Source organism: Actimicrobium sp. CCI2.3 (assembly GCF_035019065.1).
Classification (GTDB): Bacteria; Pseudomonadota; Gammaproteobacteria; order Burkholderiales; family Burkholderiaceae_D; genus Actimicrobium.
In genome coordinates this window covers 66,877-82,704 of sequence record NZ_JASJWR010000003.1, presented here as the reverse complement: position 1 = coordinate 82,704, position 15,828 = coordinate 66,877, and the positions used below count along the sequence as shown (strand labels likewise).

Genomic DNA, 15,828 nt, shown 5'->3' with positions numbered 1-15,828 from the left:
TCGCTGCACATCGTTTGCACCACGGCCTGCGGCTGAGGTGCTTCACCCGTGCAGACAATCGCAGCCAGACCGTCGGGGCCGGTCGCGTCAGCGATCGGGTAAGGCGGAGGGCAAGATAAAAGGGGCGGCACGTACCGTGTCGCAAGGCCAGTCTGCACGTGGGTTTGGCACGGCACGGTGGCTTGCAGCCAGCGTGCCGTCGCGGAGCACAAAGCCGGATGGGCTCCCGCTTTCCCGCGTGCCGTCTTCGATGCGGTACGCCACCCTACGATGGAGCTGGTGTCATGGCCTCGCGTGACGAGGACCGTTTGCGCATCAAGCCGGGCGCACCTAAGCGCCCGGATGGATCGCAAAGCGGCCAGCGCGCGCAGCGCTTTGTGTCGAAAGTCCTGAAGCAGGTCTCGAAGGCCGGTGGGAAGTCCTCGGGCGGGCGCGGAGCGCGTCCCGCATCGACCTTCGGACGGGGCCGCGTAGCGTCGGGCATGGCTGGCCGCACGCTGGGAGCCAACGCGCGGCGGGTGATCATCAAGTCTCGTTTTGTGGTGCTGAAGAAGGTTGGCGCCAATTCCGTATCGACGCACCTGCGCTACATCGAGCGCGACGGCGTGACGCGCGATGGAGAGCGAGGTCAGGCCTACGGCGCCGAGACCGACACGGCTGACCTCAAGGCCTTCGAGGAACGCGGCAAAGGCGACCGCCATCAGTTCCGTTTCATCGTCTCGGTGGAGGATGCCGGGGAACTGGAAGACCTGCGCGGTTACACGCGCGAGTTCATGCAACGTATGACCACCGACCTGGAAACGAAACTGGACTGGGTGGCTGTCGATCACTGGGATACGGATAACCCGCATACGCACATCGTGCTGCGCGGGCACGCCGGGAATGGTCGAGGAAAAGGTCAAGACCTGGTGATTGCGCCGGACTATATGGCGCACGGCATGCGCATGCGCGCCAGCGAACTGGCGACCGAATGGCTAGGGCCGCGCACCGAATTGGATATCCGACAGGGGCAGCTACGTGAAGTCGAGCAGGAGCGGCTGACGAGCCTGGACCGGACGCTGTTGCGGGAGGCCAGCGCGGATATCGTAGACCTGACCCAGCGGCCCAACGACCGACAGCACCAAACCGTTCTGCGCGCCCGGTTGCAGCGGCTGGAGGCGATGGAACTGGCCGAGCGTATTGACGCGAACCACTGGCGGCTATCCCCGAACATGCAACAGACATTGACCACGATGGGCGAGCGCGGCGACATCCTGCGCACGATGCACAAGGCCTTGCGGGGCGAGCAGCGGGAGTTGGTACTGGAAACTACGCCGACAACACCAGTATTGGGCCGCATCGCCGCCAAGGGTCTGGCCGACGAACTCAATGACCGGGGCTATCTGGTGGTGGATGGCATCGACGGCCGCGCGCACTACGTCCGCCTGCCGGTTGGCGCGGACCTGGCCGCACTGCCGATGGGTGGCATCGTGGAAGTGAAGCCCGCCGAACGGGAACGAGCGGTAGACCGCAACATCGCCGGAATCGCGCGTGAAGGTCTCTACCGCAGCGCTGACCATCTTGTGCAGCTTCGACAGGAAGGTGCCGCAGATCCGCAAACTGCGGTCGATGCCCACGTGCGCCGACTCGAAGCGCTGCGCAGCTCTGGAGCCGTGGAGCGCATGACCGACGGCGTTTGGCGCATACCGCCTGACTTCTTGTCACGCACGCAAGCGCACGATGCGCAGCGCGCCGCAGGGGGCACTATCGAATTGCGTTCGCACCTGTCTATCGAACAGCAAGTACGCGCCCAAGGCGCAACATGGTTGGACCATCAAATGGTGGGCGACACGAAAGAACTGTCGCCACGGGGCTTCGGCGTCAAGGTGCGGGATGCGTTGCAAGGCCGAATAGGTTTCCTCGTCGAGCAGGGCTTGGCCGAGCGGCGCGGCTCGCGCGTGGTTTTAGCGCGCAACTTGCTATCCACCTTGCGCAACCAAGAATTGGCTGCTGCGGGCAAAGTGATCCAGCAGGAGACCGGGCTGGCCCACCGCCCGCTGCGCGATGGCGAGCGTGCAAACGGCATCTACCGCCGCTCAGTCCAGCTCGCCAGCGGCCGCTTCGCGATGCTGGACGACGGCATGGGTTTCAGCCTGGTGCCGTGGCGGCCGGTAGTTGAGCAGCGGTTGGGGCAGCAAGTGGCTGCAGTCGTCCGAGGGTCATCGGTCACCTGGGATATGGGACGAAAACTTGGCCGGTAGGCGCAGGGCCACTATGAAATGGTGGCCACCATTGCTCGCACCTCATGCGCGACTACCTCTTCACTTCAAAGCGCAGATAATCCGACAGCCGCTTCGACTCGGTAATCTCATCGTGTGGTAACAGCAGGTACTTCCACGGTTTGGTGCCAACCTCGACGGCATGGTCTGACGCATGCTTGCACCAACGCGCCGCTGAATCCGCCTTGGCTTGCACCTCCTGCGTGTTAACGTCGGTACGAGCCTTGGTTTCCACCATGTAGATGGTCGAATCCGTTTCGGCAACAAAGTCAGGAACGTACTCCGGCTGCTCGGTGCCGAGCTTGTAGTAAATCTGAAACTGTCCCTTCGCCGGCTTGAACCACTTCAACGCATCCCGCTCAAGGATGACGCAGAAACGACGTTCAGTGTCCGAGTCGAATTTCTGCAACGGATATAGGCAACGCTCAAAGCCGCCGAAAAGCATCTGCTTGATGCGGCTCATCTCGACAAGCGTTTCCCGGAAGTGATGTGCCGTCTGGCCCGCCGTGGCGGTGTAGTTGCATTGTTTTAATTCAGTGAAACCACGACTGACCTGCACCTCATACGAAGTCGCCTGCTCCCAGAAGTGCGCCATCATCTGCGCGTGGATTTCCCTTGCAATCAGCCGCCGATCCCGATCCAGCACGCTACGGGTTTCGTCTTCGGAAAGATAGCCCAACAGATGCTGCACCAGTTGCCCTGCGAGGTCGTAGAGCAAATCGGCGTGAGTGAAGTAGTCGATATCATCAAAGTCCACCAGGGCATGGACAATATAGTCCTCCGGCCGCGCCTCCTTCAATCCGACTTCCGACGCCAAGGTGAATTGTTCATTGGTACGTAGCATCTGGCCGACGATCTCGCGTTCGCCCGGCTGCAAATGCAACTGATCAATATCCAGTTTGAATGGATGAAAACCCGTGGTGACATCACCTGTAGGCACCACTGCAATACGGGGAATGTCGATGGTCTGCTGCACCACGATCTCGGTAGTTCTCGCCACCACGGCGGCCAAATCGATCTTGGCATCTTCCGCGATCAAGCTCCCTTGCAATGGTCTCAGACGCTCGGTGACCTCGGCAAGAATCTCGCGCTGCACTTCCGGTCTGAGCAGCGCATTGCTGGTCGGCACCAGGTCGCGCTTGACCTCGTATGTGCCGATCACCTCCATCACGAAACGCGCCGCATGGCGTTCTGAATCCGTGGCGAACACTGGTGGAGGCGGCGTTGTTGCTTGACCTGATCCTATAGCCGAACCAGCCCCCGCAGGCGCGACCATGATTGCCGGTGCATCCGCCAATCCCAAACGAGTCATTGCCCCCGAGCCAACCTGAACACTGACTTTCTTGTCGTCAGCGCTCGGTGCATCAAGGATGACCTGCTTGAGGCGAATCGGTGAATCAGCGCGGTTCGCGTCATCGATGATTTCTTGAAACTTGTCGTGAGCGACGATGTTCAGGCGATCCACCGCCGCGACGCCTGTCCGCTTGCCGTAAGGTAAGCGCAGGCCACGGCCGATAGACTGTTCAATAAGCGTGCGTGCATTGGCCGCACGCAGGGGTACGATGGTGTAGAGGTTGGTGACGTCCCAGCCTTCTTTCAGCATGTTGACGTGAATCACAATTTCCGTTGGCTCATCCACGCTTTCCACGGCCAGCAAGCGACTGATCATTTCTTCCTCTTCCGCGCCGGTGCGGCTGGAATCCACCTGAATCACCTTGCCCAGATAGCGCCCCTCGTAAAACGCCTGCGACTCCAGAAGCGCCAACAATTGCCCCGCGTGCGTAGTATCACGCGCAATGACAAGCATGAAAGGTTTCACGACTTTGACGCCGTTTTCGCGTGCGTAAGTCAGCAGTTCTACTTTGGTGGTCTCATGCAAACGCACGCCATCTTCCAGCTTGGTTTTTTCAATTTCCTCTGGCGTGTGGGCTTTAGCGTCAAAATTGCGTTGGGTGACGACCGCCGGTTCTTTCACGAATCCGTCTTCCATCGCCCGCGCCAGCGGGTAGTCCATCACCACGTTTTTGAACGGAACGGTTTTGCCGCTACCTGCTTCCACAAACGGTGTCGCGGTAAGTTCCAGACCAAACAGCGGTTTCAAATCATTGATTGACCGTACGCCAGCACTAGCGCGATAGCGGTGCGATTCATCCATTAACAGGACGAGGTCGGGCAGACTCGCTAGATGATTGAAGTAGCTATCGCCCAGAACCTCCTTCATCCGTTTGATGCGCGGCTCCTTGCCGCCACGTACCTCAGAATTTATTTTGGAAATATTGAAGATGTTGACGCGGATTTCGCCGAACAGCTCGCCGCCCGCAATGTTCTGCTGGTCGTAGTTATCCCCCGTAATGACACGAGGAGCGTTGATAGCAAACTCACCAATTCCCTTGAAAACGTACTTCGGCGTATTTGGGGTGAAATCGGCAATAAGCTTGTTATAGATCGTGAGGTTGGGGGCCAGAACGAAGAAGTTATTGATACCGTGTGCAAGATGCAGATAGGAGATGAACGCCCCCATCAGGCGAGTCTTGCCGACACCTGTTGCAAGCGCAAAGCATAGCGATGGAAACTCTCGCTCGAAGTCCTCCAACGTCGGAAAATCCGCCTTGAGGCTGGCCAATACGGCGGACACGTCGCGCTCGTGGCCAAGCAGTTCCGGCGATGCGGCGAGCGCCCGCACCAAGCGAGAGAGAGATTCGGACTGAGGCAGGCGAAGAGATAGACGACCGCTAATATGATTCAATACCCGTGCGTTCATGCCGTACCTTCCGTATTGGGTAACTCCGCCGCATAGATTGTCAGACGCAACTCCATGTCCGCAATGTTTTCATGAACGGGCTTCTTGCCTGACAAACGCTCACTCTCGGCCATAATCACGTCCACCCCTGAGCCGCGTCGATCCATCAAAAACTCGCGCCCCAATCCATCTTCACGAACAGGAAAATAACGCGCGAACAAACTGGAGATAACTTCGTTACGCGGCATCGACATCACTTGCATTGCCTCGACCGTCATAGAGTTAGGCAATGTACCGGGCGAATACAATTCAAAGCGATCTCTAAATAAATGCAGACGAATTCGCCCAGCAGATACGGAGTAATCCCGGTGCGCTACCGCATTGACCAACGCTTCAAAAACTGCGCGCAGACTGTATTGAGGGTAATCGACTCGCCCCAGTTCCTTGAGCGCAGGTACTTTCATATTGAGCCGTACGAAATTGAAGGCATCCCAGATTTGACGGTCAAGCGGACCATCGAAATCTTTCGCATCCAACTGGTCGTTAGGATCATTGATGGTCCCGCTGTAAGCCACCGCTTGGACATATGCAGAAGCCAGCCAGCGTGTCGGTTTAACTGTGCATAGCAAAACGCCAGCGACACTTAGACGCTGGAAGCCGTCGTCATTTGCAGTCAGGTGCAAACGTTGTAATTGAATTTCAGCAGCGCCTTCACCGTCACGCAGGAATGATTGAATCAATAGTGGATCAGCTAAGTCAACGGATGATCCCGGCACCGCCTGCTCGTCGAAGCGAATCAGGCGGGACTGACTACGTTGTTGAAATAATCGGGCAAGAACGTCCGGCGCCATCTCACGCTTTGCGTGTGCTACGCGCTTGAAATAGCCGTTTGGACTTTTATGCACCATGAGACTGCGCGGCACTGTTACCACGATGACAGGCTGCAATTGTCCAGTTTCATCGGGCAATTCGATATGTTGCGTCGCAACGTCAAGGGCTGGCTTAATCAGTGCCTGGCAAATTTCAGCCAACCATTTTTCAACGGTATCCAATGCTGGGTAAGCAATGCCTAGCACTTGCTTAGTTTTGTCATCTACACCCAGTATCAGCGTACCGCCTTGCGCATTGCCCATGGCGGCAAGTTCATCTGCCAAACCGTCGGGATGCGGACCGTCAACTTTAGTCTCGCTGCGCATCACGACGCGTTTCAATTCAAGCGTCGAGTCCTCGCCCAGCCGAATTCGTTGCAGCCATTCGTTTACGGTTGTCATGGTCCCATCTCCAAATCCTCCAGAATGCGCTTGTAACGCTGGCGGAAGGCCTCTTCGCCACCTTCCATCACGCGACAGATATCTTTTCTCACAACGGTTTCTTGCAAACCACCGGCAGACGCCAAATTAATTTGCCCATCGAAATCCATTGTCATTACTAATTCAGCATCCGCATTCACAACAATGTTGGCATTGTGCGTCACCACCAAAAGCTGTCTATGTATTTTGTTCTTTCGCAGTTGCTCAACGACCAGCGCAGAGACGAGCGCATTATCAAGATCATCTTCCGGCTGATCGAGCAACAGGGGTTCATCGCCGTGAATAAGTAAGAAGGACAACATCGCGGCGGTTTTCTGTCCGGCCGATGCCTGATTAATATTTTTATAGGACGCATCGCTTCTGGGGCGATAAGCCAAGGCGACTTCGTCTTCCGGAAACCAACAAGCAAGTTCGTCGAAAACTTCTGGAGGTAATCCCTCGATACGGCGCACCAGATCTGCCCTAAACGTGGTATTCAGAATCACGCTGTTATGCCGTTTCTCATTCATTTCCTCAAGCGCTTGCTTGAGTTCGGCAAGCCTGCCCGCGATGAGCTTGCTATCCACCACGTTCACCATATCCCACAAGACGCCGCTTGAATTTTCACCTTCTCGCTCCTGCCAAATAGCAGCCGCAAAAGCATCTCCGGTTCCGAGCCTCAATATTTCCCGCAAGCGACCGACCTCGCTCCTTGTGCTTGCCATACTGCGCAAGCTGACCTTGAGCATGTCATTCTGTTCGAGTAACCGTGTGATTAGGGCTTCTCGCGACTGCGTCAGTTCTTCTCGGCAATCAATCAATGCTTGTGCCGCTAGTTCTACCGAATTTTCTGCCGACTCAAGTTCAGCCTCAAATTTCTTGATCAGCTCTAGCTGTTTACGTAGCTTCTCTTCACTTGCGACAGCAAGTCCAGCATCTTTTGCACTATTGATACCTTCTGCCTTTAAGCGCTCCGTTTCATTCTGATAGGCCTGCATATGCGCCAGATTCTCTTGATGCCAACCACCTGAAGCTTGTACAACTTGTGCAGCCTTCAGTTGCTCTTGCATTGCAGCCACGGTCGAAACAATCTGTTCGTACTTCTTAACCAATTCTTTTTTCACCACGATGGCGCTATCACGGGCAGCTATTTCCGCTGGGGTCTCAGCTAAAAACTCTGTCAACTCGGTACTGGCTAAATTTGCAGCCTGTTCAACACCTGTCTGCAATCCAGCGATATCGTTCGTTAGTAATTGATAAAAGTCATCCATAGCCCTCTGTTGCTGAGTGGCGCGTTGATAGGCTTTTAGTAAAGGCCCAAAGTTGGCATTTGTAAAAACCCTAGCCTTACGGCTAGCCTCCTTGTACTCAAGTTCAAGCGCGGGTTTTTTCGCCAACTCTTTCTTCAATGTGCGTACACGAAGGCGGGCTGCCAGCAGTGCAGATTTGAGCCCATCAAACTGCAGCAACCAAGCCTTTTTTTGTTCGCGAATAGAGTTGTCGATATGTTCCAACAACGCTTGAGGATTATTCGCCAATGCCAGAATTTGCTTTTGGCTAAAGATTTTTACCGGGAATACTGCACTAGCTTGCTGCTCACCCAAGCCTGTTTCTTGCCAAGCGTCTTGATCCCAACGCATGACCTGCGTTGCAAAGCGACCATCTGCCTGCTTGCTCCATACAAATTTGAAACGCTGGCTTGATTCTTTCGTGCCTTTTACCACCTCGACGCAAATCTTTGTCTCCGGCAGCATCATGCCGGGTCTGTCTTTGTGGACATATTCACGCCGGAATCCGTCAAAGGTTTTCCAAATCTCGGAATCTTCCCCAAGCTGCCGCAATTCACCTTCTCGGGCTAGTCCCAATCGCAAACACTCCAGCACCGTCGATTTACCGCTACCACGTCCTCCGATGATCGCGTTGTAGGCGGGGTTAAAACGCAAGGTCAGCGGGCCGTGACCATTGCGTCGCAAGTGCATATTTTCTAACGTAATCGATTCAATCCATTGTTCCGGAAGCGGCTGAGGATCATCGGCTTTTTCATCACTGCGCCGTAGTGCTGATTCCGGATCAAGTAAAGCTAAACGCAAGCCATCGAAGCTTGGCGTGGACATCTTGACCCACGTAAAACGACTGCCAGCATTGGTACTCACATGCGGCGAATCCGAGCCGGATACATGCGCAAGTTTAGCGATGCGTTGTTCAAAATGGCGATAAGCAGCGCAATCAAGGCTTTGAAATTCCAGCCCATCCAGCTTGGGCAACACATCATCAATAAGACGGCCCGCCTTTTTAGGATCAAATTTCCCGGTAGCGCCAGTGACGCCTTGCAATAGGCCGTTGTCCCTCTCGACATGCGCGGCAATTGCCAATCCATTTAGCGCATGGATGCAATCAATGACCGTACTGGCACTTTCGCTAACCATGAGTTCCGCAGTAGGCTTGCCTGCATTTGAAATAGACAGCTTCCCGACCAGCAAACCATCCAGGACGGATTTTTCCACCTCGGGGCCAAACACCGCCAAGATATGAAGCGAATCGCAACTTGTAACCTCGACACCGGGAAATAGCACAAGCGGATAATATCCGGGCGGTGCAGGGTCTTCCTTTGCCATGTCGCGCAAGGCAGTTTGTAGCCTCTCGATCCAGCCACTGTTGTTGTGATCAGTTACCGCAACACAATCGATACCTTTGCGCATGTACGCCAATAACCAATCACGTGGTTGTAACGTGGCGATTTCGGTCGCATCAAAATCACTTGAGGCGGGCGTGTGGTTATGAAAGTCAAACTTCCACCAGCGCGAACCTGGATACTTTTGCTCACTCATCACACATTCTCCTCAAACAGTCCGCCCTGTCCTGATGCGGTTTTCTTGTTCTTCGACGGCTTTCCTGTGATGGCTTCAACGGCAGGTTCTGATTTTTCAACTTTCGCCATCGGCAGATTCGCCACGTTCAGGCTGTAATCGTCATGACTCCATTCGCAGCGAGCCAACACCATCTTAGGAATCTTCTTCAACGATAGATTCGGCCAACGTTCGGTGGCCTTGGCAGCCGTTATGCCGTGGAATGCTGCGCAGCAAACCAATAGACTTTGTGCGCCACCTACCTCATCCGACAACGCCTGCAACTGACCGGCCGACAGGTTCTGCGTCGTGACGTAGATGAAGTCGCGCTCACTGGAATGCCCATGCTGCCACCACTGCGATTCGGATGGTGCGTAATTGAAACCTTCCAGCTTGCATAGGGCCTCGGCCAAATGGGCAGCGTTGTATTCGGGATTGACCACCGGATTCCCCCAGCGATCATTGACAATCAGACTGGGCGCAAGTTTGTAGTAGCGGAAGCCACCGCCGCCTTGCCAGTCCATGACTTGACTGATACCACCTGGATCTTCACCGTCGATGACCTTTTGCAAACGCGGGATAATGTGCGTATGGCAGTGTTCGCCCAGTTCAATCATGAGCCAGCGACGGCCCATCTTGTGGGCAACGGCACCCGTAGTCCCGGAACCGGCAAAAGAATCAAGGACGAGATCATCGGGATTAGTGGCAATCTCGAAGACCCTTTTGAGTAATCGCTCTGGCTTTGGGGTATCAAAGACATCTTGGCGATTAAAAGCGCGTACCTCCAACTTGGCCTCGTGGTTGTGTCCGACCTCTTCATTTGGCCAAAATGTTGCAGGAGGCCTCGTCGGACTATCTTCGATGTACTGCTTTACATAAACTTCCCAACGTCCTTCCTTCTGGATGAACTCCAATTGATCCTTGTTCGCAGAAACGTTTTCTTTTTTCCAGCGCCAACGGCCTTCAGTTCCATCGGGCTTGACTGGCCAAATAACTGAACCGTCCGGAGCGGAAATTTCATACCACATGGTCGGTCGATCGTGGCGCAAAGATTCCGAGCCTTCCTTTCTCAGAGACCGTCGCCGATAATATTTATTCGCAGATTCGTCGAAGAATCCAAACTGCGCGGCATTCTGATCCTTTGGAAGCTGGCGAGGGAAAAATTTCTCTGTCTTTTGATATACAAGCAAGTGATCGTGTGAAACACTGAATCCACGAGCGTCCATACGTTCGCTATAGACTTTCTGCCACAGGCAGTTCGCGACGAAGTTCGGCCGCCCAAACACCTCATCACACAACACCTTGAGGTAGTGCGCCTCGTTATCGTCAATCGTGATCCATAACGAACCGTCCTCGGAAAGCAACCGCCGAATTACCTCCAACCGATCACGCATCAACCCCAGCCAAATCGAATGTTCCAGCCCGTCGTCGTAATGGGTAAAGGCGCTGCCGGTGTTGTAAGGCGGGTCGATGAAAACGCATTTCACCTTGCCTGAAAACTCAGCCTCCAACGCCTTCAATGCCAGCAGGTTGTCACCGAAGATCAGGCGGTTGTCGAAGATGTCGCTATCGGAAACGCGATGCTTAGCGTGGTAGGATTTTTCTTGATCTTCCAGCAGGATGCGCGGCTCCAGTCGTGGGCGCTTTTCCTTGCCGATCCAGGTGAGTTCTAATTTTTGTTTACTCATGATCTCGTTCTCATAGTGGTTGCGTCAGCGCTGGCATCATCAGGCGCTTGACCGTGTGGCAGTCCGTCTTGCTTTCGAACACGCTGCGAGTCTGCTTTCCCCATTGCTGCGACGTTGTGCTGAGCACAAGTTGGTTGGCAATGGCGTCAATGGCTACTGAAAGCCGTAGCTCCTCCTGCGGAGTCAAAGTGAGTGACTCGCCGATTTGCAGTTGCGTCTTGATCGACAGAATATGTAAGGCAAGCCAAACCCCTTGCTGCAATATTTCTTTCCCTTCGGCGGGCTCACCATTGGCCCGCGCCTTGATGGTTCTTTGTGCAAATCGACTGATCTGGACCGATCGCCACAGCTCACGAGCTGTCAGCGAGTCGGTAAACAAGCGTGAGTAAGCATCGGACAACGGTGCGGCATCGCCGACGAAGGCGGGTTTGCGAAATAAGCGCTTGCGATCTGTTTTTGCAGCAACGACAAAATCGGCCCAATCATTACTCGTCTGGCAGCATGCCAGAGCAAGCGCCGCCTCTTGCACGCTAAAAACCGTTAGCGATAGTGGCGAGTCGTCGTCACCATGTTTGAATAGGTATTCAATGCCCGTCATCAAAAGTGTCTGTCTCCAACTCGACTGCTTTTCGTCCAGTGCAGCGAAGTCTTGAAGATCGACAGCATTCTGCCGATTTCGGTACTGCGTTACCCGGTCGCCGAACGCATCCGGGGTATTCTCAAGGCACACAAAAGTGGCGAGAACTTCAGCGGGATGGGCTTCGTAGTGAGCGATTGGCTCTTTTGCAATTGCTCCAACTGTCTGCGCACCATTGATAATCGAAATTCCTCGTGCGCGAAATAACCCTTTTTGACGATGGGTATCACGTGGATGAATTTCACTCATGGATTCACATAAAAACGTGACGCCATTATTAAAATAGAAGAAATGATGCGGCTCGTCTTTTAAGGTTGCAGTCAGCCCATCATTTACATCTGTGGAGCCCTTGAAGCGGCGAATATTGCGCTCAACCAGGGCATCACTATGCTCGACCCCAAGCTCGGCCAATCGCTTTGCTGAAAGACGACCATAGAAGGCGCGGTAGGGGCCGGGAACGTGACCGAAATCATTTAATTCAATCTCGGATTCAATCGGCGCCAAGGCATTCGCCGCGAGCTGGATGTCGTGCAGCGTGGTGAGCCCATATGCAAAGCAGCGCAAAAATCCCGGATTAGTTCCATTGAATGCCCGTTCCAGATCACCGAATATGTGTCGGCGATCCTCTGAAATGGCGGTGCCGCTGTACGCGAGGACAACGCGAATTCTGCATTCATCCTGACTCAGGGCGCGCTGGATATCCGGAACCTTTGCGTTGAGAGCTTGATTGAATCGTTCGAATCGACCATGAATTAAGTCGGTCACGCCATCGCGGAATTTTGCAACGTCGCCCAATTCAGGTTCGCCACGACCAACTGCAATGTATTTAGACTGAATCAACCATAGTGTGTTGTCCGGGCCAATGAAAACCGAGTCAATGCCATGGTCCAGCCCACCATCAATGTTCGCGACTGCCGCCTGCTGCGGCGTGGCACCCGCCTCATGCGTAAGCACGTAAGCGGCAACGGCTTTTGAATAGAAATTCCGTTTCTGCTCGACCGCGCTGTTACCTGTACCGACAATCAAAGTGCCAAACTCTGCATCCAATGCTCCGGTAAAAAGAGTCAGTTCGAGTGGGATTGGTATTTGAGTTGCCATCAAACCAGCTCCCACTCAATCGTGAAAAGAGATTCTTCCTGAACTTGCTGTTGCAGTTGCAGTTCGAGGGAGGAAATCAAGTCATTGCGCTGAGCTTCAATTTCATCCTGCCGAGCAAAAAGTTCACGGCGGAGCTTGTTGCGCTTTCCCTCTAGTTCGCGCTGGCGCTTTTGCCAGCTCAGCTTTTCATCAAGCGTTGGGGCCGTGGCCGCAGTTCTGCGAATTTCCTTGATCTCTCGATCAATCTCTTTAATCGATTGTTCCAGACCCAGCTTCAAATCGTCGGCCCAAGCGTCAAGCTTTTCGACCTCTTGCTCGAAGTAGCCCAGGTTTCTTTGGTTGATTTCGCGTAGTAATTGCAACTTGCGTGTTTCCATGTCAGCAGACAGCGCTGTATCTCCAGCGGCGAACAGTCCTAGTGGTCTCACGTGCGCCGGGAAGCGCAGCAATTTTTCCGGATCATCTTCTGCCAACGCAACGCCATCGGCGGTGGTGGCCGCCACGATCAAGTGCTGTTCCTGTTGACCCAGTGTGTCAACGGAGAGCAGTTTGACGGTAAGCCAGCCGGTTTGACCTCGATAGGCTATCAGCGTACTGACTTGGATGCCATAACCGTCATAGTCGAAGGCGAGGCGTGCGCCGGACAGTTGCCGGGTCTTGGCTTGTTCGGTGATCCATAAAGCGAGCGGATGGCTGAGACGATAGAGGTGGGACTCGCCGCTACGACGAGGCAGCTCGTAACGCCCTAGATCAATGCCATCGAGTTCGACGCCGGGGGAGCGCTTCAACGTGAATCCGTCTTGGTCAAATTCAGCATGCTCACTGAGTTCGGCCCTGGTCAAGTCCATCAACATCCGCTCGTAGCGATTCAATGCGGCGCGGCTGTCTTCGGCGCGGACCCGGAGCTTGTCCTGTACCTCTTCGTCAAAGTTCTCCAAAAGCAGTCGCCGGGTCTTGACCATCGCCTCAGATATCTCACCCGACAAGTCAAGCTGCAACTGCTTGAAGCTGGCTTTGATCGCATCTGGATCGCGGCAGTTCTGGTAGATGTCAGCGATACGGCGTTCAAAGTCCACGCCAGAGCCGATCGCGCCGAGCACCTCGTCGCTGGCCCCGAAGACACCTTCAAACAGTTGGAATTTCTGCGCCAGCAGTTCATACACGCGGGCGTCTGCTTCGTTGCTGCGATCGACGAAATTGACCACCACAACATCGTGTTTCTGTCCATACCGATGGCAACGACCGATACGCTGTTCGATGCGCTGCGGATTCCACGGCAGGTCGTAGTTGATAACCAAAGAGCAGAACTGCAAATTGATACCTTCGGCGCCAGCCTCGGTCGCAATCATGACCGTGCCACGTTCCTGGAAATGCTCGACCAACGCTGCGCGCGTATCGGCGGTTTTGGAGCCGCTAATCTTGTCCGACCCTTCGTGGCGCTTTAGCCAGTCCTTGTAAACAGTTTGTGCGCGCGGGTCACTGTTCGTGCCGTTGAAAAGAACGATGCCATCGCCATAATGGGTATCCGCCAACAAGGACAGCAGGTAATCCTGAGTCTTTCTGGACTCGGTAAAAATGATCGCCTTCTTGGCTGCGCCCAACCGGTCTAGCTCGGCAAACGCTCTCTCAAGTGCGGTCAGCAGCGCGTTGCCCTTAGAGTTGTCGCGGATGTTGGTGGCCAGCGTCTTGAAGTGACGAAGCTCGGCGATTTCTTGGGTGACGGCATTGCGTTCGTTCCTGTTGTACGTTTCGTTGCCGTCATCGCTTTCGGTCCACTCTTCAGCAGTCTCGTCGAGCGACTCATAGTCTTCGTCTAACTGATCGACCAGTGCAGGAACGTCCGGGGTTTCATCGAGTACCGCTTGCAGGCGCTTAGCCATTGTTTCAAGGGCACCAGCAATAGCGTGGGTTGAGGAAGCGAGTAGCTTCCAGAGCACCAGCGATATCAATTGGCGCTGACCGTCCGGCAGCGCCTTCAGATTGGGGCGACGCAGGTAATCCGCCACGAGACTGGAAAGCTCTTTTTCCTCCGTCGAGGGTGTGAACTCTTCAACGATGGCGCGCCGCGCGGTGTAAGCCACATACTGCTGCACGTCCCGCCGGAGTGTACGCTTGCAAATTGGGGCAATGCGGGCGCGCAATCCGGCAAATGCCTGTTCTTTGTTTGGCTGACTGAATTGAGTGCGAAAGCTATCAAGATCGCCAAAGACGCGGTCATCGATCATGCTCACCAGACCGTAGAGTTCCAACAGCGAGTTCTGCAGCGGAGTCGCTGTTAATAATACTTTTGAGTGAACGTGTGCCAGCGCTTCTTTCAGTGCCTTGGCAATGACATTGCTGGTCTTATAGACGTTACGCATCCGATGCGCTTCATCCATGACCACCAAGTCCCACTCGATCTCCTTGACGTCTACCGCTTTGGATTTTGCGAATTGGTAAGAACAGATCACTGGCCCCATGGGCATCAGGAACGGGTTTTGGCGCTCTTGCTTGCGGATGGTGTTGTAGTTCTTGGCTTCCAGAATCAGGGCTTGCAACCCGAACTTGTCTTGAAGTTCCTGATGCCACTGTTTGCGCAGGTTGGCCGGAACAATGATTAAGATGCGGCGGCGGCGCTCGGCCCAACGCTGAGAGATGACGAGACCAGCTTCGATAGTTTTCCCGAGCCCAACTTCATCGGCCAGGATGACACCACGAGAAAGGGGATTCTTGCAGGCAAACAGTGCCGCCTCGACCTGATGCGGATTGAGGTCAACCTGCGAGTCCACCAGGGTGGATGCCAGCGATTCCACTGTGTCACTCGCCGCGCGACGGGTCAGCAGCCACGCGTAATATTGGCTTTGGTAGGGCGTGAGTAGTTGTTGCGTTGTCAATTGGCCTCCGGTTGCTTCTTCTTATTGATGCTCTCGGCAATCCAGAGATCAAGCTCTGAGCGACGGAAACGCCACGTTCCACCAAGCTTGAATGCCGGAATCTCACCCTTCTGGGCGAGCCGGTAGACTGTCCGCTTGCCAGCTTTCAAGTAGGCAGCAACTTCGTCGAGCGTAAGGATTTCGCCATCTGTGTCGGTCATTGTTTCTTCCGCAATGCTGGCCTACAATGAATTCTGCTTGCCAAGTATGGCTAATTTTACCGCATCAAGCCTATAACTGGCTAGAGTCAGTCATACAAGCCGCGCATGACGATTCAAGTGCTGCGGCGACAGGGCCGTGCGCCAAATGTGGTCACTACAGACGACGGCTCGACTGCGAAATGCCACACCATAGGCTTCG

8 protein-coding genes are annotated in these 15,828 nt (G+C 54.6%); 1 reads left to right on the top strand and 7 read right to left on the bottom strand.

The genetic code is table 11. The features are described from left to right. Positions 1-284 precede the first annotated feature (284 nt). A complete protein-coding gene (locus QN370_RS02755; RefSeq protein WP_322125607.1) occupies positions 285-2,240 on the top strand; it encodes a DUF3363 domain-containing protein in 1,956 nt (651 codons plus the stop codon). Between the two features lie 52 nt (positions 2,241-2,292). Here QN370_RS02755 and QN370_RS02750 read toward each other — a convergent pair whose 3' ends face one another. Genes QN370_RS02750 through mads1 form a run of 7 tightly spaced genes read right to left on the bottom strand, consistent with a single transcriptional unit; the run spans position 2,293 to position 15,629 of the window. Beyond that, positions 2,293-5,019, bottom strand: coding sequence for a DEAD/DEAH box helicase (locus QN370_RS02750; protein WP_322125606.1), 2,727 nt, complete (start codon positions 5,017-5,019; stop codon positions 2,293-2,295). Next, positions 5,016-6,269, bottom strand: a complete 1,254-nt coding sequence (locus tag QN370_RS02745) for an ATP-binding protein (RefSeq protein ID WP_322125605.1) — start codon at positions 6,267-6,269, stop codon at positions 5,016-5,018. The genes QN370_RS02750 and QN370_RS02745 overlap by 4 nt, the downstream gene beginning before the upstream one ends. Beyond that, on the bottom strand, positions 6,266-9,115 hold the full coding sequence (locus tag QN370_RS02740; protein WP_322125604.1) for a TrlF family AAA-like ATPase: 2,850 nt from the start codon (positions 9,113-9,115) through the stop codon (positions 6,266-6,268). Before QN370_RS02740 ends, QN370_RS02745 begins: the two co-directional genes overlap by 4 nt. Next, on the bottom strand, positions 9,115-10,821 hold the full coding sequence (locus QN370_RS02735; protein WP_322125603.1) for a site-specific DNA-methyltransferase: 1,707 nt from the start codon (positions 10,819-10,821) through the stop codon (positions 9,115-9,117). The genes QN370_RS02740 and QN370_RS02735 overlap by 1 nt, the downstream gene beginning before the upstream one ends. Before the next feature lie 10 nt (positions 10,822-10,831). Continuing rightward, the gene (locus QN370_RS02730; RefSeq protein ID WP_322125602.1) at positions 10,832-12,556 is read right to left on the bottom strand and encodes an AIPR family protein; all 1,725 of its coding nucleotides are present in this window, start codon (positions 12,554-12,556) and stop codon (positions 10,832-10,834) included. Next, a complete protein-coding gene (locus QN370_RS02725) occupies positions 12,556-15,429 on the bottom strand; it encodes an SNF2-related protein (protein ID WP_322125601.1) in 2,874 nt (957 codons plus the stop codon). The genes QN370_RS02730 and QN370_RS02725 overlap by 1 nt, the downstream gene beginning before the upstream one ends. Next, positions 15,426-15,629 carry a methylation-associated defense system helix-turn-helix domain-containing protein MAD1 gene (gene mads1 / locus QN370_RS02720; RefSeq protein ID WP_322125600.1) on the bottom strand — a complete coding sequence of 68 codons (204 nt, stop codon included), beginning with the start codon at positions 15,627-15,629 and terminating at the stop codon, positions 15,426-15,428. The genes QN370_RS02725 and mads1 overlap by 4 nt, the downstream gene beginning before the upstream one ends. Positions 15,630-15,828: the final 199 nt, after the last annotated feature.